15 protein-coding genes are annotated in these 21,219 nt (G+C 62.7%); all 15 read left to right on the forward strand.

Annotated elements, in window-relative coordinates; all coding sequences use genetic code 11:
- Positions 1 to 15: 15 nt before the first annotated feature.
- The 15 genes from aspA to htpX all read left to right on the forward strand — a co-directional run bounded on the left by aspA (position 16) and on the right by htpX (position 21,193).
- A complete protein-coding gene (gene aspA, locus EEB15_RS29335) occupies positions 16 to 1,422 on the forward strand; it encodes an aspartate ammonia-lyase (protein ID WP_141513523.1) in 1,407 nt (468 codons plus the stop codon).
- A 147-nt stretch (positions 1,423 to 1,569) separates the two neighbouring features.
- The gene (locus EEB15_RS29340; protein ID WP_141513524.1) at positions 1,570 to 2,469 is read left to right on the forward strand and encodes an amino acid ABC transporter substrate-binding protein; all 900 of its coding nucleotides are present in this window, start codon (positions 1,570 to 1,572) and stop codon (positions 2,467 to 2,469) included.
- Positions 2,470 to 2,605: 136 nt separating this feature from the next.
- Positions 2,606 to 3,361, forward strand: coding sequence for an amino acid ABC transporter permease (locus EEB15_RS29345; RefSeq protein WP_141513525.1), 756 nt, complete (start codon positions 2,606 to 2,608; stop codon positions 3,359 to 3,361).
- 1 nt (position 3,362) lies between these two features.
- Positions 3,363 to 4,049, forward strand: coding sequence for an amino acid ABC transporter permease (locus tag EEB15_RS29350; RefSeq protein ID WP_141513526.1), 687 nt, complete (start codon positions 3,363 to 3,365; stop codon positions 4,047 to 4,049).
- Positions 4,050 to 4,060: 11 nt separating this feature from the next.
- Positions 4,061 to 4,798: an amino acid ABC transporter ATP-binding protein gene (locus EEB15_RS29355; protein WP_141513527.1), complete on the forward strand. Its 738-nt coding sequence runs from the start codon at positions 4,061 to 4,063 to the stop codon at positions 4,796 to 4,798.
- A 95-nt stretch (positions 4,799 to 4,893) separates the two neighbouring features.
- On the forward strand, positions 4,894 to 7,299 hold the full coding sequence (gene hsdR / locus EEB15_RS29360; RefSeq protein ID WP_141513528.1) for an EcoAI/FtnUII family type I restriction enzme subunit R: 2,406 nt from the start codon (positions 4,894 to 4,896) through the stop codon (positions 7,297 to 7,299).
- Positions 7,300 to 7,310: 11 nt separating this feature from the next.
- The gene (locus EEB15_RS29365; RefSeq protein WP_141513529.1) at positions 7,311 to 9,125 is read left to right on the forward strand and encodes a class I SAM-dependent DNA methyltransferase; all 1,815 of its coding nucleotides are present in this window, start codon (positions 7,311 to 7,313) and stop codon (positions 9,123 to 9,125) included.
- A complete protein-coding gene (locus EEB15_RS29370; protein WP_141513530.1) occupies positions 9,122 to 10,273 on the forward strand; it encodes a YhcG family protein in 1,152 nt (383 codons plus the stop codon). The genes EEB15_RS29365 and EEB15_RS29370 overlap by 4 nt, the downstream gene beginning before the upstream one ends.
- Positions 10,274 to 10,281: 8 nt before the next feature.
- Positions 10,282 to 11,454, forward strand: a complete 1,173-nt coding sequence (locus EEB15_RS29375; RefSeq protein ID WP_233259665.1) for a restriction endonuclease subunit S — start codon at positions 10,282 to 10,284, stop codon at positions 11,452 to 11,454.
- Between the two features lie 2 nt (positions 11,455 to 11,456).
- A complete protein-coding gene (gene dsr1 / locus EEB15_RS29380) occupies positions 11,457 to 15,197 on the forward strand; it encodes an anti-phage defense-associated sirtuin Dsr1 (RefSeq protein ID WP_141513532.1) in 3,741 nt (1,246 codons plus the stop codon).
- Between the two features lie 165 nt (positions 15,198 to 15,362).
- Entirely contained in the window at positions 15,363 to 17,585 is a 2,223-nt protein-coding gene (locus EEB15_RS29385; RefSeq protein WP_370284007.1) for a DEAD/DEAH box helicase family protein, read from the forward strand.
- 168 nt (positions 17,586 to 17,753) lie between these two features.
- Entirely contained in the window at positions 17,754 to 18,785 is a 1,032-nt protein-coding gene (pyrC, locus tag EEB15_RS29390) for a dihydroorotase (protein WP_141513533.1), read from the forward strand.
- Positions 18,782 to 19,504: an NYN domain-containing protein gene (locus EEB15_RS29395; RefSeq protein WP_141513534.1), complete on the forward strand. Its 723-nt coding sequence runs from the start codon at positions 18,782 to 18,784 to the stop codon at positions 19,502 to 19,504. The genes pyrC and EEB15_RS29395 overlap by 4 nt, the downstream gene beginning before the upstream one ends.
- Positions 19,505 to 19,506: 2 nt before the next feature.
- Positions 19,507 to 20,253 (forward strand): DUF3025 domain-containing protein, encoded by a 747-nt coding sequence (locus tag EEB15_RS29400; protein WP_199236664.1) that lies wholly within the window; start codon positions 19,507 to 19,509, stop codon positions 20,251 to 20,253.
- Between the two features lie 67 nt (positions 20,254 to 20,320).
- Positions 20,321 to 21,193, forward strand: coding sequence for a protease HtpX (gene htpX, locus EEB15_RS29405; protein WP_141513535.1), 873 nt, complete (start codon positions 20,321 to 20,323; stop codon positions 21,191 to 21,193).
- Positions 21,194 to 21,219: the final 26 nt, after the last annotated feature.

Consider the following 21,219-nt stretch of genomic DNA (forward strand, 5'->3'; position numbering starts at 1 on the left):
ACCGATCTGTACCGCATGCCAACCACCTTCCGCATTGAGCAAGATTTCCTGGGCGAAAAGCAAATTCCCGCCGAAGCTTATTGGGGCGTGCACACGGCGCGGGCGGTGGAGAACTTTCCCATTTCGGGCACGCCGGTGTCGGCGATGCCTGACCTGATCCGCGCTTTCGGTTACGTCAAGAAGGCCACTGCGCGCACCAATGCCGAACTCGGCACGTTGGACCCCAAGCGCGCCGCGGCCATCATGAGCGCCTGCGAACAGCTGATCGCAGGCCACTACCACGAGCAGTTCGTGGTCGACGTGATCCAGGGCGGCGCCGGGACCTCGACGAACATGAACGCGAACGAGGTCATCGCCAACATCGCGCTGGAGAAGCTGGGCCAGGAAAAGGGCCGGTACGACGTGCTGCATCCCAACGACCACGTCAACGCTTCGCAAAGCACCAACGACGTGTATCCCACGGCGGTGCGCCTGGCCCTGTGGTCCGGAATCGACGGCCTGCTTGCGTCGATGGCCACGCTGCGCCAGGGTTTCGAGGCCAAGGCCGAGGAATTCAAGGACGTCCTGAAAATCGGCCGCACGCAGTTGCAGGACGCTGTGCCGATGACGCTGGGGCAGGAGTTCTCGACCTACGCCGTGATGATCGAGGAAGACGAGTTGCGGCTGCGTGAGGCGCGTGCGCTGATCCAGGAGATCAACCTGGGCGCCACGGCCATCGGCACCGGCATCAACGCGCCGCACGGCTATGCCGACCTGGCCTGCAAATACCTCGCCGAAGTGAGCGGCATCCCGGTGGTGAAGGCCAAGAACCTTGTCGAAGCGACGCAGGACACCGGCGCCTTCGTGCAGCTGTCGGGCGTGCTCAAGCGTGTGGCCACCAAGCTGTCCAAGACCTGCAACGACCTGCGCCTGCTCTCCAGCGGCCCGCAAGCCGGCTTCGGCGACATCAAGCTGCCGCCGCGGCAGGCCGGCTCGTCAATCATGCCCGGCAAGGTCAACCCGGTGATTCCTGAAGTGATGAACCAGGTGGCGTTCGAGGTGATCGGCAACGACGTCACCGTGACCATGGCGTCGGAGGCGGGGCAACTGCAGCTGAATGCTTTCGAGCCGATCATGGGCTGGAGCCTCTTCAAAAGCATTACCCATCTGAGCAACGCGTGCCTCACGCTCAACACCAATTGCGTGGCCGGCATCGAAGCCAACCGCGAGCTGCTGGCCCGGCGCGTGCGCGAGTCGATCACGCTCGTCACCGCGCTCAACCCGATCATCGGCTACGAGAAAGCGGCGCTGATCGCCAAGACGGCGATGGCCACCGGCCTGCCCATCGACGAAGTAGCGCAGTCCCTGGGCATCCTCACCAAGGCGCAGATGGACGAGCTTCTGGTGCCCGAAAAGCTGACGCAACCCTTGCGGCCTGAATGAACGACGAGGGCGGGCACAAAGCCTGCTTTGTTGTACGCGAGAAAGAAATAGGCAGAAGAAGAGAAGAGATTCAGGGTATTCCCGAAAGCCCGAGTCTCTAGAATTTCGTTGTCAGTTAACCCTAACGCTTCACCACAGGAGATTTGTATGAAGAAGCATCTTTTGGCTCTCGCAGTCACGGCCCTGGCCGCCGGCGGCGCGCTCGCCCAGGCAAGCGACACCATCGCCAAGGTCAAGGCCTCTGGCGTCGTGACCATGGGGGTTCGCGATTCGTCGGGCGCCCTCTCGTACACCCTGGGTGACGGCAAGTACGCCGGCTACCACGTCGAGATCTGCTCGCGCATCATCGCCAACCTGGAAAAGGCCGCCGGCAAGAAGCTGGAAGTCAAGTACCAGCCGGTGACTTCGCAAAACCGCATCCCCCTGGTGCAGAACGGCACGGTGGACATCGAGTGCGGCTCCACCACCAACAATGCCACCCGCCAGAAGGACGTGTCGTTCGCCCTGACGACCTACGTGGAAGAAGTGCGCATCGCCGCCAAGGCCAACTCCGGCATCGACTCGCTGGCCAAGCTCAACGGCAAGAACGTTGCCACCACCACGGGCACCACCTCCGTGCAACTGCTGCGCAAGCACGAGCGCGCCAATGGCATCGACTTCAAGGAAGTCTTCGGCAAGGACCACGCCGACAGCTTCCTGCTGCTGGAATCGGGCCGCGCCGACGCTTTCGTGATGGACGGCCAGATCCTGGCCGGCAACATCGCCACCGCCAAGAACCCGGCCGACTTCCGGATCGTGGGTGAAGTGATCAGCGTCGAGCCGATCGCCATCATGCTGCGCAAGGACGACCCGGCCTTCAAGAAGCTGGCCGACGACACCATCCGCGACATGATGAAGACCGGCGACATCCAGAAGGTCTACGACAAGTGGTTCGTGCAGCCGATCCCGCCGAAGAACACGCGCGTGGGCCTGCCAGTCAGCACCGCAACCAAGGACGCGTGGACCACGCCGAACGACAAGCCGCTCGAAGACTACGCGAAGAAGTGATCCCGGGCCTGTAGCTTGCGAAACCCCGCCCGCGCTTGCCCAGGCGGGGTTTCTGCTTTAAGGTAGCCCCGGCCCGCGCGCGACGCGCGCCGGCCCACAAGAAAATTTTCACGCATCCCCCGGAGGGAGACTTTGTATGGCTTGGGACTGGCAGGTATTCTGCAAAACCACGACTGAAGGAACGATGGAGGCCACTTGCTGGTCTTCCGGTTCCGACATCACGTATCTCGAATGGATGGTCCACGCCTGGGGCTGGACGCTGTCCGTGGCCGCCTGTGCATGGGTGATCGCCGTCATCGTCGGCGGCCTCGTCGGCACCGCGCGAACCCTTCCCAATAGCCCCTGGGTGGTGCGCCTGGCGAACGCCTGGGTCGAGCTGTTCCGCAACATCCCGATCCTGGTGCAGTTGTTCATCTGGTACTTCGTCGTGCCCAAGGCGTTCCCGCTGTTTCAGCAGGTGCCGGGCTTCCTGCTGGTGGTGTTCGCGCTGGGCTTCTTCACGTCAGCGCGGATCGCCGAGCAGGTGCGCGCCGGCATCCAGGCACTGCCGCGCGGCCAGCGCTACGCGGGGCTTGCGGTGGGCTTCACCACCGCGCAGACCTACCGCTACGTCATCTTGCCGATGGCGCTGCGCATCATCCTGCCGCCGCTCACCAGCGAGTCGATGAACCTGCTGAAGAATTCTTCGGTGGCGTTCGCGGTGTCGATCGCCGAATTGACGATGTTCGCGCTGCAGGCGCAGGAAGAAACGTCGCGCGGCATCGAGATCTACCTCGCGGTCACGCTGCTGTATGCGTTCTCGGCTTTCGTCGTCAACCGCATCTTCGCGCTCATCGAGAAGCGCATGCGAATCCCCGGCTTCATCGTGGCCGGCACGGGCGGGGGGCACTGACATGGGCGGCCTCGACCTCACATTCCTCAACTGGGACATCATCAGCAAGTTCGTCGTCAAGGGCTTCATCTTCAGCGTGCAGCTGACGGTGATCGCCACGCTGGGCGGCATCCTGCTGGGCACCGTGCTCGCGCTGATGCGCCTTTCGGGCAAGAAATTCCTGGAGATTCCCGCCACGTTCTACGTCAACGGCATGCGTTCGGTGCCGCTGGTGATGGTGATCCTGTGGTTCTTCCTGCTGGTGCCGGCCGGGTTCTACAACTATCTGCCCAACGGCGCGAACAACCGGGCCGAATACTCGGCCATCATCACCTTCATCGCGTTCGAAGCGGCCTACTTCAGCGAGATCATGCGCGCGGGCATCCAGTCCATCCCGCGCGGCCAGGTCTATGCGGGCCAGGCCATGGGCATGACGTATGCGCAGAACATGAAGCTCGTGGTGTTGCCGCAGGCGTTCCGCAACATGCTGCCGGTGCTGCTCACGCAGACCATCATCCTGTTCCAGGACACGTCGCTCGTCTACGCCATCGGCGCCTACGACCTGCTGAAGGGCTTCGTCACCGCCGGCAAGCTGTACGGCCGGCCGGAAGAGGCCTACCTGCTGGCCGCCGTCGTCTATTTCGCCGTCTGCTACGGGCTGTCCTATATGGTCAAGCGCCTGCAGGCCAAAATCGCCATTATTCGTTGAAGAGAATCGCCATGATCGAAATCAAGAACGTCTCCAAGTGGTACGGCCCCGTGCAGGTGCTGACCGACTGCTCCGTCAAGATCAACAAGGGCGATGTGGTGGTGGTCTGCGGCCCCTCGGGCTCGGGCAAGTCCACGCTCATCAAGACCGTGAACGCGCTGGAGCCAGTGCAAAAGGGCGAGATCACCGTCGATGGCATCTCGGTCACCAGCCCGAGCACCGACCTGCCCAAGCTGCGCAGCCGAGTGGGCATGGTCTTCCAGCACTTCGAACTCTTCCCGCACCTGTCGGTGACGGAGAACCTCACCATCGCGCAGATCAAGGTGCTGAACCGCTCGCCCGACGAGGCCATGAAGCGCGGCTTGAAGATGCTCGACCGCGTGGGCCTGATGGCGCACAAGGACAAGTTCCCCGGCCAGCTCTCGGGCGGCCAGCAGCAGCGCGTGGCCATCGCGCGTGCGCTGTCGATGGACCCGATCGTGATGCTGTTCGACGAGCCCACGTCGGCGCTCGACCCGGAGATGGTGGGTGAAGTGCTGGACGTGATGGTGACGCTGGCCAAGGAAGGCATGACCATGATGGTGGTCACGCACGAGATGGGCTTTGCGCGCAAGGTGGCCAGCCGCGTGATCTTCATCGACGTGGGCGGCAAGATCCTTGAGGACTGCACCAAGGACGACTTCTTCGGCAACCCCGAGAAGCGCCAGCCGCGGACCAAGGACTTCTTGAACAAGATCCTCGCGCACTGACGTCTTGCTCCCTCCCCCTCCGGGGGGAGGGTTGGGTTGGGGCACGCCGTCCGGCTGATAAACTGGCCGCCGTCAAGAATGATGGGGCCTGCTGGATGGACTGGACGGCAAAGCGCGAGGGGGTGATGACCGAAGCGGACACCTGCCGCGAATTCGTCACGCCCCGGCTTGTCGAGGCGGGTTGGTCCGTCGCCCCGTACTCCATTGGAGAGCAACGGACCTTCACCAACGGGCGCATCATCGTTGCCGGTGGCAAGGTGCGGCGCGGCAAGCAAAAACGCGCCGACTATTTGCTGTATTTGCGGCGCGACTATCCCCTCGCTGTGGTCGAAGCAAAGGAAACGGGGCTACCCGTCGAAACGGGTGTCCAGCAGGCGCGGGAGTACGCCGAGATTCTCGGCCTGAAGTTTGCGTACGCGACCAATGGCCACCGCATCATCGAGATTGACTACACGACTGGCACCGAGCGAGAGGTGGATCGCTTTGCTACGCCCGCCGAATTGTGGCAACGCCTGACCGCTGCGGAAAAGATACCGGAAGCCGCGGCCGCCCACCTGCTGGAACCGTTCAACCTTGTTTCCGGAAAGGTGCCACGCTACTACCAGCAGATCGCGATCAACCGCGTCATCGAAGCGATCTTGCTTGGCGACAAGCGTATTCTTGCCACCCTAGCCACGGGCACCGGAAAGACCTGCGTTGCTTTCCAGGTCTGTTGGAAGTTGTGGAACAGCCGGTGGAACCGTACTGGCGAATATCGCCGACCCAAGATACTGTTCCTGGCCGACCGCAATCTGCTGGTCGACGACCCGATGGCTAAGATGTTCGCGCCGTTCGGCGATGCCCGGCACAAAATCGCCGGCGGCGATGTCAGCCAGAGCCGCGACATGTATTTCGGCATCTATCAGGCGCTTTCCACAGCGAACGAGGATGTCTTTCGCCAGTATCGGCCCGATTTCTTCGACCTCATCATCATCGATGAATGCCATCGTGGCTCCAGCCGTAATGACAGCAGTTGGCGAGCCGTGCTCGACTACTTCGAGCCCGCCGTCCAGTTCGGCATGACCGCTACACCGCTGCGCGAAGAAAGCCGGGACTCGTACGAGTACTTCGGCAACCCGGTCTATACGTATAGCCTGCGGCAAGGCATCGAAGACGGCTTCCTCGCGCCATATCGTGTTCACCGTGTCATCACCACGGTGGATGCTGCGGGCTGGCGTCCATCGAAGGACGAACTCGATCGTTATGGCCGCGAAGTGCCTGACGACGAATACCAGACCAAGGACTTCGAGCGTGTCGTGGCATTGCGCTCGCGCACCCAGGCGATTGCCCGGCACCTCTCCGATTTCCTCAAAGGCACGGACCGTTTCGCCAAGACCATTGTGTTCTGTGTTGATCAGGAGCACGCGGCCGAAATGCGCCAGGAGTTGGTGAACCTGAACAGCGATCTGGTCAAGCAGTACCCTGACTATGTTTGCCGGGTGACCGCCGATGAGGGCGTCATCGGCCTGACCCATCTGGCGCATTTCCAGGACGTGGACAAACCCACGCCTGTGATCCTCACCACGTCGCAACTGCTCACCACGGGCGTGGACGCCGAGATGGTGAAAAACGTGGTGCTGGCACGGGTGGTGGGTTCGCGCTCCGAGTTCAAGCAGATCATCGGGCGGGGAACGCGCCTGAAGGTCGACTACGGCAAGGAATACTTCAACATCATCGACTTCACCGGCACGGCCACGCGTCACTTCGCCGATCCCGATTTCGATGGCGATCCGGTAGGCATCGAGGAAGTCACCGTCGATGAGGCCGGTGAAACGGTGAATACGGTCGTGGAAGCACCACCCGGCATTTCCGAACCGGAGGCGCCGTACCTGGAAGAGACCGCCGAAGGCATCGGCGAAATCCTGACCGAAGCAGCCGACGAGCCCCGCAAGTTTTATGTCGACGGCGGCGAAGTCGAGGTGATAGGCCATCTCGTTTACGACCTCGACAGCGACGGCAAGAAGCTGCAGATCGTGCGTTACACCGAGTACTCCGGCCGCGCCGTGCGTTCGATGTACCCCAACCGCGCAGAGCTGCAATCCGCCTGGGCCGATCCCGATACACGCACCGAAGTGCTGCGGGAATTGACCGAGCGCGGCGTCAGTTTCGAAGGACTCGCCGCGAGCGCGGATCAGCCTGATGCCGACCCCTTCGATCTGCTTTGCCACCTCGCCTGGAACGCCCCCTTGCTGACCCGCCGCGAGCGGGCCGAGCGCGCGCGTAAAGCCACGCAAGACCTGTTCGGGCAATACGGCGAGACGGCCCGCGAAGTGCTGTCGCTGCTGCTGGACAAGTACATTGAGCGCGGCATCATCCAGTTCAGCGCCTTGTCGGACCTGATGAAAGTCCAGCCGTTCGACCGTTACGGAACCCCTTCTGAAATCGCGACCCGCCACTTCGGCGGCGTGCGCGGTCTTAAGGACGCTGTCTCACGACTGCAGACAGCGATCTACCAACAATGAGTGCTTGCTGAATGCCCCCGTCATCTTCTGCCAAGACTGCCACCAAAGCGAAAACACCCCGCAAAGCCAAGGCGCCGCTCACCACCCGCGACAACCTGTCGGCCCTCATAGGCAGCGCCCGGCAGGTTCTGCGCAAGGACAAGGGGCTCAACGGCGACGTGGATCGCCTGCCCCTGCTCACCTGGGTGATGTTCCTCAAGTTCCTGGACGACCTTGAAATCGTTCACGAAGAAGAGGCCGAACTCGACGGCAAGCGTTATCAGCCCATCGTCGAAGCGCCGTACCGCTGGCGCGATTGGGCGGCGCGAGAAGACGGCATCAACGGTGAAGAGCTGCTGGCCTTCATCGGGCAGGAAGCCGCCTTCCGTGCCGATGGCACGAAAGGCAAGGGGCTGTTCGCCTATTTGCGAGGCCTGGCAGGCGAGGGCGAGAAAGGCAGCCAGCGCGAGGTGGTGGCCAACGTCTTCAAGGGCGTGCAGAACCGCATGGTCAGTGGCTACTTGCTGCGCGACATCGTCAACAAGATCAACGGCATTCACTTCAGCAGCAGCGAAGAGGTCCACACGCTTTCGCACCTTTACGAATCCATGCTTCGTGAAATGCGCGACGCGGCCGGCGATTCGGGCGAGTTTTATACCCCGCGACCGGTCGTCCGCTTCATGGTGCAGGCCATGGACCCCAAGCTTGGTGAAACCCTGCTCGACCCGGCCTGCGGCACGGGCGGCTTCCTGGTCGAGGCCTACGACCACATGGCCGAACAAGTCAAAACGCCGGAGCATCGGCACCAGTTGCAACGGGCCACGCTGTTCGGCCAGGAAGCCAAGCCGCTGCCCTACATGCTGGTGCAGATGAACCTGCTGCTGCACGGCCTGGAGGCGCCGCAGATCGCCTATGGCAACACGCTGGAGCGCCGCATCACCGAGATCGGCCACAGCGAGCGGGTGGACGTCATCCTCACCAATCCGCCCTTTGGCGGCGAGGAAGAGGCGGGAATCAAGGCCAACTTTCCGGCCAATATGCAGACGGCGGAAACCGCGCTGCTGTTCCTGCAGTTCATCATGCGCAAGCTGCGCGTGGCCGGGTTCGGCGCGGAGCGCGGTGGCCGCGCTGCCGTGGTCGTACCCAACGGCATGCTGTTCGGCGATGGCGTGTGCGCCGTCATCAAGGAAGAGCTGCTCAAGGAATTCAAGCTCCACACCATCGTGCGCCTGCCGCAAGGTGTGTTTGCGCCCTACACGGACATTCCGGCCAACCTGCTGTTCTTCGAGCGTGGTGGGCCGACCGAAACCATCTGGTACTACGAGCTGCCGTTGCCCCAGGGGCGCAAGAAGTACAGCAAGACGGCGCCCTTGCAGTTCGAGGAGCTTGCACCGGCGCTGGCCTGGTGGGGCCAGCGCGAGGAAGGCCCACAAGCCTGGCGGCTGGACTTTGCCGCCAGGCGGGCAAGCGCCGTGGCCGCTGCCGAGCCGCCTTGGCAACGCGCCGAGGCCGAACGCGCCGCCGCGCTGGCGCTGGGCAAGCCGATTCGCGAGCTGGAACAGGACATTGCTGCGGCCGGCAACGGCAAGAAGGCCGTGCTGCAAGAGCGGCTGCGCGCGCTGAAAACCCGGCAACAGGCCCACGAGGTCGCGGCGAAGTCGGCGCAAGCCGAAGGCGATGCGGTGTACTGGCCGATCTACAACCTGGACTTGAAGAACCCGCACGCCAAGGCCGGCTTGGAACACGCCGACCCCAAGGAGCTGATTGCCAGCATGCGCAGCCATGAGCTTGAGGTGATGCGCCTGCTCGGGGAGATCGAGGCACTGGTCAGCGAGGTGGAGTCGTGACGACATCTCCCGAGGTGCCCGCGGCCTACGGCGACATCCATACCGGCATCGTCGAGCTGTTGGAAGCCGCGCGCCACGCCGCGGCCCGCAGCGTCAACGCACTGATGACCGCCAGCTATTGGGAAATTGGGCGGCGCGTCGTCGAGTTCGAACAGGGTGGCGCGGAACGTGCCAGCTACGGCGAGGCCTTGCTCCGGCGACTTGCCTTGGACCTGACGCAGCGGTTCGGGCGGGGCTTCAGCCGTCAAAACCTCCAGCAGATGCGGGCGTTTTACCTCGCATGGCCGGCAGAGGCAATTAGCCAGACAGCGTCTGGCAAATCTTCCGCCGAGCCAATTTTGCAGACGCTGCCTGCGATTTCTGAGAGGCGATCCCTCGACCTTCCCGCGCTCGCGGCCCGTTTCCCGCTGCCCTGGTCAGCCTACGTCCGCCTGCTCTCGGTCAAGAGCCCGGCTGCCCGCAGCTTCTACGAAACCGAAGCCCTGCGCAACGGCTGGTCGGTTCGCCAGCTCGACCGGCAGGTCAACAGCCAGTTCTACGAGCGTATCGCCCTGTCCAAGAACAAGGTGGCGATGCTGGCCAAGGCCGAACACGCCGAGCCCGGCGATGCCATCACGCCAGAGGAAGCCATCAAGGACCCCTTTGTCCTTGAGTTTCTCAACCTGAAGGACCAATACTCCGAGTCCGACCTGGAAGACGCGCTGATCCAGCACCTGGCCGATTTTCTGCTGGAGCTGGGCGACGACTTCGCCTTCGTCGGCCGCCAGCGCCGCCTGCGGCTGGACGACACCTGGTTTCGCATCGACCTGCTGTTCTTCCACCGACGCCTGAAATGCCTGGTGGTCATCGACCTCAAGGTCGGCAAGTTCAGCCACGCCGACGCCGGGCAGATGCACCTGTACCTGAACTACGCCCGCGAACACTGGATGAAGCCGGGCGAGAACCCGCCGGTGGGCTTGATCCTCTGCGCTGCCAAGGGCGCGGCGGAGGCGCACTATGCGTTGGAGGGGCTGGCCAACAAGGTGCTGGCGGCGGAATACCAGACTGTGCTGCCGGATGAGAAGGTGCTGGCGAACGAGCTGGCGCGATCGCGGCAGGAACTGGAGGGGCGGCGATTGGCGGGGGCCCAACCAGAGGGCGATGCATGAGCTCCGGCATGAACGTAAGACTGGGCCAGAAAGGCGGCACTCAATATTTGCCCTTGAGCGCAGTTGCCCCATTGGTGCGGCGCGAGATTGCCATCGACTCAAACGCGACTTACACCGAGCTGGGTGTTCGTAGCTTCAACAAGGGCACGTTTCATCGGCGCACGGTGACCGGCGCAGAGTTCACTTGGCAAGGGCTCTATCGCATCAATAAGGATGATCTGGTCTTCAGCAACATCATGGCCTGGGAAGGCGCCGTGGCCATGGCCAAGCCAGAGGACGATGGCTGTATCGGCAACCACCGCATGTTGACTTGTGCATGTGACCGAACCCGAGTCGCTCCGGCTTATCTCGCTCACTACTTCACGACGTCGGAAGGCATGGCCAAGTTGGTCGCCGCGTCTACGGGGACCGTGGCGCGCAACCGTACCTTGACTGCCACGGCGCTCGGCAAGATTGAAGTGCCCGTGCCGGCGTTGGAAATTCAAGAACGGATCGTTGAGCATATGCAGGTGCTGGCCGGGAAGGCACTCAATATCAACGATCACCTCGGTGCCGTCGAGGCGGATGCCGAGCGCCTGCTTGCCGTGCGTTTTCGGGACGCGATCAGTGACGCGCCACTTCGGACGATGGCAACGGTGGCGCCGCTGGTGCGGCGCGAAGAGGAGATCGACCTTGAAGGCAGCTACCTCGAACTGGGTGTCCGGTCGTTTGGCAAAGGCACCTTCCACAAGCCACCCCTTGCTGGTGCTGAAGTTGGTACAAAGCGCCTGTTCCGTATCGAGGCAGGCGACCTCCTGTTTTCAAACGTATTCGCTTGGGAAGGCGCGATTGCCATCGCCCGACAAGTCGATGCCGGGCGATTTGGGTCGCATCGTTTCATGTCTTGTGTGGCCGACGAGAGCATCACCAGCGCCGAGTTTCTCCGCTACTTCTTCTTGACCAACGTCGGACTGGCGAAGATTAGCGAGGCGTCACCCGGCGGTGCTGGGCGGAATCGGACTCTCGGCTTGGAAAAGCTGATGGCTATCGAAGTACCTCTACCGTCACTGGACGTTCAGCGCACCTTCAATGCCCTGCAGGCCAGGATCGCCGAACTCAAAGCAAAACACGCCGCCATCCGCGAAGCCAATCAGGCGCTGGTGCCATCAACCCTTGAACGGGTGTTCGCGGCGAGCGCATAGCGATGCAATTCATCAGGAACGGCCCCGATGTTCCGGAGCAGTTGCTACAGGCTCACGAAGACGGGCGTGTGGTTTTCTTCTGCGGTGCAGGCATCTCGTATCCGGCTGGTTTGCCCGGCTTTCGCGGCTTGGTGGACCAGATATATGCCGATTTGGGCACCACCCGAACAGTCATCGAAGATCAGGCGTACCAGAAAGAGCAGTACGACGCGACCCTCGACCTGTTGGAACGACGCTTTCCAGGTCAACGGGCAGCGGTAAGGGCTGCGCTGGCGAAGATACTTAAACCCAAATTGCGCCGAAAGGGCGCGACCGCCACCCACGCCGCGTTACTACAACTTGCTCGCGACCGCGGCAACAACGTCCGGCTCGTCACTACCAATTTCGACCGAATTTTCCAGCGACTATTGGGGCGGATTAAGCCCGCCGTACCGAGCTACCCAGCTCCTTTGATGCCGATCCCGAAGAACAGCCGCTGGAACGGCGTGGTCTACCTGCATGGTTTGTTGCCCGAGACCCCGGAGGAGAGCGAACTCAATCGGCTTGTGCTGTCCAGCGGAGATTTTGGGCTAGCTTACTTGACAGAACGCTGGGCGGCGCGCTTCGTCAGCGAGTTGTTCCGTAACTATATCGTCTGCTTCGTCGGGTACAGCATCAACGATCCAGTGTTGCGCTACATGATGGACGCATTGGCTGCCGACCGAATGCTCGGTGAGTCAACGCCGCAGGCTTATGCGTTTGGCAGTTACCTCACGGGCGGGGAAAATCAGGCGCTTATCGAGTGGCAAGCAAAGGGCGTATCACCTGTACTGTATGAGGTGGCACCGGGCACGCATGATCACTCCGGGCTTCATCAGACGCTGAAGGAATGGGCCGACACTCACCGGGACGGCGTACTCGGCAAAGAACGTATCGTGGTCGAGTACGCGATGTCGAAGCCGATGGCCAGTACCCGTCAGGACGATTTCGTCGGACGGATGCTCTGGGCGTTGAGCGACAAGCGTGCGCTGCCTGCGAAGCGTTTTGCAGAACACGATCCATTGCCGCCGTTGGAGTGGCTCGAACCTCTAGCCGAACCCCGGTTCAAGCACGGCGATCTGGCGCGCTTCGGCGTCATGCCGGACGCAAAGGAGGATGACAAGCTGGCTTTCAGTCTGGTGCAGCGCCCCGCGCCGTACAGCCGCGCGCCGTTGATGGCGCTGGTCAGCGGGGGACATACCGGCAGCGAATGGGACGACGTGATGAACGAGATAGCCCGCTGGCTCTCGCGGCACATTCATGACCCCAAACTTGTGTTGTGGGTGGCCAAGTCCGGGGGGCGACTGCATCACCGGTTTGAATGGTGGATCAAGCACGCACTTGAGAAGAGTCCGCCGCCACCGATGATGCAGACGCTATGGCGTGTGGTGCTCTCTGGACGGGTGAAGTCTCACTACGGGCGATTCGATCTCTACGACTGGCGCGAGCAGTTCAAGCGTGACGGACTAACGCCAACGCTGCGCTTGCAACTGCGCGACATTCTCAGTCCGCGCGTGCAGTTGCGCGAGCCCTTTCACGGCTGGGACGGTGCGGAAGATGGTGAACCGAAGGAGCCCAACCGGATCAGTGACATAGTGGATTGGGAGATTGTGCTTGGTACAGATCATGTGCACTCGGCGCTGCGAGATGTCCCGGACAGTCCACGGTGGCGGCAAGTATTGCTAGACCTGCTTTCTGACGCCACCAACTTGCTTCGTGACACGCTGGACCTGATGCGCGAACTGGGCGAAGTCGACGATCTACACGATCTGTCTTATCTGCGGCAACCTTCCATTGGCGAGCATCCGCAGAACAAGGCCTTTCGGGACTGGACCGCATTGATCGAGTTGACGCGTGAAGCTTGGCTGGAAACGGCAAAACACTCTCCCGACCGCGCGCGCGTGGAGGCAGAACGTTGGTTGAGCATTCCCTATCCGTTGTTTCGGCGCTTGGCGTTCTTTGCTGCTGCGCATTCTGACCTGATTGGGATCGACCGGAGTCTTGGCTGGTTGCTATCCGACAGCGGCTGGTGGCTTTGGTCGGTGGAAACCGAACGCGAAGCATTGCGTTTGTTGGTTGCACTTGCGCCGAAATTGGATGCTCAGGGTCTCGCGGCCTTGCAGCAAGCGATTCTGCAGGGCCCCCCTCGTTCGATGTTCAGAGACGATATCGTGCCCGAGCGCTTCCAACAAACGGGCGACCGTGAGATATGGTTGCGGCTCGCCAAAGCAAACGCGGCGGGCGCGAAGCTCAGCTTAGAGGCTGAGGCTCACCTTCAGACGTTGACGCAGCGACATCCGTATCTGAAGCTGGCGACTGACGAGCGCGATGAGTTCCCGGTCTGGATGGGCGATGGCGACGAATGGCGCAAGTATGTGGTCGCGCCCAAGCGGCGCCGCGACCTAGTGGAATGGCTCAGGCAGCCAGCGACACCGGACCATTGGCAGGAAGACGACTGGCGGCAGCGATGCCGCGACGATTTTCCAACCACGGCTTGCGCCTTGGTGGCGCTATCTCGGGCAGGGGAGTGGCCCACTTCAAGATGGCACGAGGCCTTGCAGGCTTGGGCCGAGGACAAGCTCCTGAATCGGTCATGGCGCTGCATGGGCACCGTGCTGAATGGAGCGCCCGATGACATGCTCAAGGAACTTGCGCATCCGCTCGGCTGGTGGCTGCGATCGATCGCCAAGACGTTTCAGGGGCGCGAGCCCGTTTTTTTCAATCTCATCTGGCGCCTACTGGCACTTGAACACGTCGATGGCGTTGAGGCTAGCGATGATCCTGTTTCACGGGCCATCAATCATCCCGTCGGTCACGTGACTGAGGCCGCTCTGCGTTGGTGGTATCGACACTCGCTCGAGGATGGACAAGGTTTGCCAAATGAGGTCAAGCCACTGTTCACCGAACTTTGCAATACGCAGATCGTCGGCTTCAGGCACGGTCGAGTCGTGCTGGCCGCTCATGTGATCCAGCTATTTCGTGTCGCCCCGGATTGGGCAGCGCAGTATTTGTTGCCGCTTTTCGATTGGGAGCGAGTGAGTGAAGAAGCTCGGGCAGCTTGGGAAGGTTTTCTTGGTTCACCGCGCTTATATCGACCGCTCATGGAGGCGATCAAGCAGCCATTCCTGGGAACAGCGGACCACTACGCACAGCTGGGCAAGCACGACGAACAGTATGCTGCCTTGTTGACGTTTGCAGCCCTGGAACCCAGCGACAGCTTTTCCAAGGCAGAACTTGCAGGTGCAACACGATCACTCCCGGCCGATGGTCTGAGCAGCGCAGCGCAAGCACTCGTTCGAGCCCTGGAGGGTGCTGGCGAGCAACGCGCCGAATATTGGCAACATCGTGTACTGCCGTATCTCAAATCGATCTGGCCACAGTCGCGCGACGTCATCACACCTACGATCTCACGAAGCCTTGCCCAGCTTTGTGTGGCGGCGACAGATGCATTCCCAGAGGCGCTGGATGAATTGAGGCACTGGTTGCAACCTCTTGAGTTTCCGGGTGACATCGTGCAACCGCTTCATGAAGCGAAACTTGCTGAAAGGTTTCCCGAGGCGGCGTTGACGCTGTTGGACATCGTGATTAGTGACAGCGCGCAGTGGCCCCCCAGCCACCTGACCGATTGCCTCCGGGCGATCGGAGTCGCCGCTCCGGCACTTAGAGTCGACGTTCGATTCCAACGGCTTTCGGAGTACCTTCGACGGCACGGGAAAGCGCCTTAGATGAAGTCCAAGGGGCTGCCTACGGAGATGCACGAGCCTGGGTCATTCGTAGAGCTCAAGGCTGAGAAGGCGCGACTTGTCGCGCTGCTTGAGGCGCACGGTATCGACTGGCGCGTGCCTCCGGCACCAAGGTCGCAGCCTTCTCCAGTATCCGAACCATCAAACTTGAATACAGCCGCAAAGGTCGCCCTCTTTCGCCGCCTCTTCCGCGGCCGCACTGACGTCTACCCCATCCGCTGGGAAAGCAAAACCAGTGGCAAGACAGGCTACGCCCCTGCCTGCGCCAACGAGTGGCGCGCCGGTGTCTGCGAAAAGCCGCGCATCAAGTGTTCGGACTGCGGCAACCGCCTGTTGATCCCGCTTTCTGATTCGGTGATCTATGACCACCTCGCCGGCAAACACGTGGTGGGTGTCTATCCGCTGCTGTCCGAGGACACCTGCAATTTCCTCGCAGTCGACTTCGACGAAGCAGAATGGAAAGAGGACGCCATGGCGTTCGCCAAGTCGTTTCACGAACTGGGTGTGCCCGCCGCTCTGGAAATTTCCCGGTCGGGCAACGGCGCGCACGCCTGGGTGTTCTTCGCCGGCAGCGTGTCCGCCCGTGACGCCCGTCGCCTGGGCACCGCCATCATCAGCCACACCTGCGCCCGTACCCGGCAACTGAAGCTGACCTCCTACGACCGGTTGTTTCCCAGCCAGGACACGATGCCAAAAGGGGGCTTCGGCAATCTTATCGCGTTGCCCCTGCAGAAGCAGCCCCGCGAAAACGGCTGCAGCGTGTTCGTGGACGGGGCCTTGCGCCCGTATCCCGACCAGTGGGCTTTCCTGCAGTCGATCGAGCCGATGGCGCCACACGACATCGAGCCCACAATCCTGCGCGCTGCCGGCCCAGGACACCCGCTGGACGTGAGCTTCATCGACGATGAGGATCACAAGGAACCGTGGAAGCGATCTGCACCTGTAGCCAGGAGGCTCGCCGGACCCATGCCGCAATCGCTTTCGGTAACGCTCGCCAATCTCGTCTACTTCGAAAAGGCGCAGCTGCCGCAATCGCTGGCCAATCGCCTGATCCGCCTCGCCGCTTTTCAGAATCCCGAGTTCTACAAGGCGCAGGCCATGCGCTTCTCGGTGTGGGACACGCCTCGCGTGATCGGTTGCGCCGAGAACTACCCGAACCATATCGCGCTTCCGCGCGGCTGTCTGGACGCTGCGAAGGCCCTGCTGCGGGACAACGGCATCCGCTGCGATCTGCTCGATGAGCGATTCGATGGCGAGGCGCTCGACGTGGCTTTTGCAGGAACTCTGCGGCTCGATCAGGAAGCGGCCGTGGCCGCGATGTTGCATCACGACGCCGGGGTGTTGTGCGCGCCGACCGCCTTTGGCAAGACCGTGGCCGCCGCTGCGATGATCGCCCGTCGTGGCGTCAACACGCTCGTGCTGGTGCATCGCACGGAGTTGCAAAAGCAATGGCAGGAGCGTCTGCGATCCTTTCTTGGCGCCGATAAGGGTGTGGTCGGCACCGTTGGCGGCGGCAAGGCCAAGCCGACCGGCAAGATCGACATTGCGGTGATGCAGTCGCTGTCGCGCCAGGGCGAAATCAACCCCTTGGTCGAAAACTATGGTCACGTCATCATTGATGAGTGTCACCACATTGGGGCAGCGTCGTTCGATGCGATCCTGAAGCGGGTCAAGGCCAAATACGTGCTCGGCCTCACCGCCACGCCGATCCGGCGTGATGGTCAACAGCCGATCATCTTCATGCAGTGCGGGCCGATCAGGCACACGGCTGCCAAGCCGGCGAGTGCGCCGCACGATTTGGAGGTCGTTCCGCACTCACTGCACAAGCGAATCGACCTGGCGCAGGAGGCGGGAATTCAGGACGTGTTTCGCCACCTTGCCAATGATCCGGCACGCACCGAGGCGATTGCGGCGGAAATTAAGAATGCCTTCGACCACGGTCGCAAAGTTCTGGTACTGACCGAGCGCACTGAGCATCTGCATGCCATCTTGGCCGCTTTGGACGGGAGGCTTGCGTCGCCCTTTGTTTTGCACGGCCGGATGTCGAAGAAGCAGCGCGCCGGGTTGATCGGGGAACTCGAAGCGCTGCCGCCGGACGCGCCTCGCGTACTACTTGCCACCGGCAAGTTGGTAGGCGAAGGCTTCGACCATCCCCCGCTCGATACCTTGGTGCTGGCCATGCCGATATCGTGGAAGGGCACGCTGCAGCAGTACGCAGGCCGGTTGCACCGCGAGCACGCGACCAAGACCGACGTGCGGATCATCGACTTCATCGACACAGGCCACCCGGCCCTGCTGCGAATGTGGACAAAGCGCCAGAGCGGTTACAAGGCAATGGGCTATCGGATGGGAGAGGACAGAACATCCTGAGCAAGATACTGGCGCACTGAGTCGGCTGTCATCCCGGCCCCGGATCAAGTCGGGGGTTGCAGTTCACCCGGCATCCGTGTGGGCGCGCAAAGGTGGGATGCCGCATCAAGTCCAGGATCAAGTCCGGCATGAGTGCCTGGGTCGCCCGCATTTGGGACAATACGTCCCATGACCCAGCAAATCACGATCACCCGCCCCGACGACTGGCACCTGCACCTGCGCGACGGCGAGGCGCTGAAGGCGGTGGCACCGCACTCCGCCGCCCAGTTCGGCCGCGCGATCATCATGCCCAACCTGAAGCCGCCGGTTACCACCGCGGCGCAGGCGGCGGCGTACCGCGAGCGCATCCTGGCGGCCGTGCCGGAAGGCACAGGCTTCCAGCCGCTGATGACGCTGTACCTCACCGACAACTTGCCGCCTGACGAAATCAAGCGGGCCAAGGACTTCGGCGTCGTCGCCGTCAAGCTCTACCCGGCTGGCGCCACCACCAACAGCGACGCCGGCGTCACCGACTTGCGCAAGACCTACAAGACGCTCGAAGCTATGCAGCGCGAAGGCATGCCGCTGCTGGTGCACGGCGAAGTGACGTCGCCCGACGTCGACCTGTTCGACCGTGAAGCGGTGTTCATCGACACGCAGCTCATCCCGCTTCGGCGCGACCTGCCGGAGCTGAAAGTGGTGGTCGAGCACATCACCACGCGTGAAGCTGCGCAGTATGTGCAAAGCGCGGACCGATTCGTCGGCGCGACCGTCACGGCGCATCACCTCTTGTACAACCGCAACGCGATCTTCCTGGGTGGCATCCGCCCGCATTACTACTGCCTGCCGGTGCTCAAGCGCGAGAGCCATCGCCTGGCGTTGGTGGAGGCGGCCGTCAGCGGCAGCGCGAAGTTCTTCCTGGGCACCGACAGCGCGCCGCACGCCGCTCACCTGAAGGAACACGCCACCGGTTGCGCCGGCTGCTACACCGCGCACGCCGCGATGGAGTTGTACGCGGAAGCCTTCGACAACGCCGGTGCGCTGGACAAGCTGGAGGGTTTTGCCAGCTTCCACGGCGCGGACTTCTACGGCCTGCCACGCAACACAGGCACCATCACGCTGCGACGCGAAACCTGGACCACGCCCGACAGTTATGCCTTCGGCGAGGCGCAGCTCAAGCCCTTGCGCGCCAACGAGGCGCTGACCTGGAAGCTGGTATGACAAGCTCGCGCAAGGTCATGCTGCTGATCGATGCGGACAATGTGTCCGCTGACGTGATCGAGCAAGCGACCCAGCGCACCCTGGCCGAATACGGTGCCATCCACGTGCGCCGCGCCTATTGCAACGCCGAGATGGCGGTGAAGCATCAGTTGCTGTTCAAGCGGCTGTCGGTGCGGCCAATGGTCAATCTCTCGGCTGGCAAAAACAGCACCGACATCGCGTTGGCGGTGGACGCACTGGACCTGGTACTGGCCGAGCGGCCGGATGTCGTCGTGCTCGTGTCGTCCGATTCCGATTTCGCGCCGCTGGTGATCCGCCTGCGCGAAAAGGGCTGCCGGGTCTGCGGCATCGGGCAGCAGGGCAAGACGGGGGAAGAAACGACGACGGTGTACGACGAGTTCACCGACTTGCAGCATCACGCGGCACGCGCCCCCGCTGCCAAGAGGCCCGTCGCGAAGCGCGCGGCGCGGCCGGCCAAAGCGGCTCCGGTGCCGGTGCCATTACCCGATGGCGTTCTGCGCATCCTCGAAGCCCTCCCGGAACTGCGCGGCGGGGAGCGGATGGAACTGAACCAGGCAGCCGAAGCCCTGCGCGCGGCCCAGTTGCTGAGCCGCAGCGGCAGTTCGCTCAAGCTGTTCAAGAAGAGTCCCGATTTCTTCGCACTGACGCCCGAGGGCCATCCGAGCAAGGTTCAATACATCGGCTCACGCGCCAGGTGACGATGGCGCGGTGGCAAGACCGGCTCACCGCGCTGCACGACGGCGAGCCCTGGTTCGAGCCTTGGCGCGACGCCGGGGAGCGGGTTGCGGGTTCGATGGCAGCCGGCGCACCATTGCACGAGGCGCTCAACGAGCAGGGCGCAGGCGAGCCCCGCTTCGTGTCGCCGGATCACCTGCCGGCAGGCATGGCGTACGAACAGTACGTCTTCGACACCGGCCGCTGCCCGACCCGCGACAACCTGCACGACTTCTTCAACGGCCTGGTCTGGCTGGAGTTGCCGCGCGCCAAGCGCCAGCTCAATCGGGTGCAGGCAGCGCAAATCGCAGCCCATGGCGTTTCGACGCGGCGGGGGCCGGTGCGCGACGCCGCCACGCTGTTCGACGAGAACGGCGCCGTGCTCAGCGCGCCCGAGCCGCTCTGGCAGGCCCTCGGGGCGCGCGACTGGCAGCGCCTGTTCGTCGACCTGCGGCCCCTGTGGCGCGAGGCCTGCCTGCTCGTGGTCGGGCACGCCCTGCTGGAAAAGCTGGTCGAACCGCGAAAGAACCTCACGGCGCATGTGTGGAACGTTCCGGGCCCCAGCGGGTCCACCGTCCAGGTGGACGAGTGGTTGGAAGGCCAGCTCACGCCCGAGCGGCTGGCGGCCAAACCCTTCCTGCCCCTGCCGGTGCTGGGCGTGCCGGGCTGGTGCGCCGAAAACGCCGCTTTTTCCTTCTATGATGACCCTCTCGTATTTCGGCCGCCCCCTTGATTTGGGAACCGCGATCCTCATCTTTTGCGCGGAGTGAACCTTCTCATCACTCTTCGATCGGAGAAACATGAAACGCATCGTCCTGTTCGTCCTGACCAACCTCGCCGTCGTGGTGGTGTTGGGCGTCGTCGCCAGCCTGCTGGGCGTCAACCGCTATCTCACGGCCAATGGGCTCAACCTGGGCGCGCTGCTTGGCTTCGCCCTCATCATGGGCTTTGGCGGCGCGATCATCTCTCTGCTGATCTCCAAGCCGGTCGCCAAGTGGAGCGCCGGGGTCCAGGTCATCGAGCAGCCGCGCAACGCCGACGAGGCCTGGATCGTCGATACCGTCCGCAAATTCGCCGACAAGGCGGGCATCGGCATGCCCGAGGTCGGCATCTTCGAGGGCGAGCCCAACGCTTTCGCCACCGGCGCTTTCAAGAACAGCGCCCTGGTCGCCGTTTCCACCGGCCTGCTGCAAGGCATGACGCGTGAGGAAGTGGAGGCCGTGATCGGCCATGAAGTGGCCCACATCGCCAACGGCGACATGGTGACCATGACGCTGATCCAGGGCGTGATGAACACCTTCGTGGTGTTCCTGTCGCGCGTCGTGGGCTACGCCGTGGACAGCTTCCTGTCCCGCGGCAGCGACCGCTCGGGCCCCGGCATCGGCTACTGGATCACCACCATCGTGCTGGACATCCTGTTCGGTTTCGTCGCGGCGATCATCGTGGCCTGGTTCTCGCGCCAGCGCGAGTTTCGCGCCGACGCCGGTGCCGCCAAACTCGTGGGCCGCAAGCAGCCGATGATCAACGCCCTGGCACGCCTGGGCGGCATGGTGCCCGGCGAACTGCCCAAGAGCATCCAGGCTTTCGGCATCACTTCGGGCGTGGGCAAGCTGTTCTCGACCCATCCGCCGATCGAAGAGCGCATCGCGGCGCTGCAGGCGGCGCAGGGCTGAGGTATTACTCCCTCCCCCTCCGGGGG

Source organism: Ramlibacter sp. WS9, from assembly GCF_003797765.1.
Taxonomy (GTDB): domain Bacteria; phylum Pseudomonadota; class Gammaproteobacteria; order Burkholderiales; family Burkholderiaceae_C; genus Ramlibacter.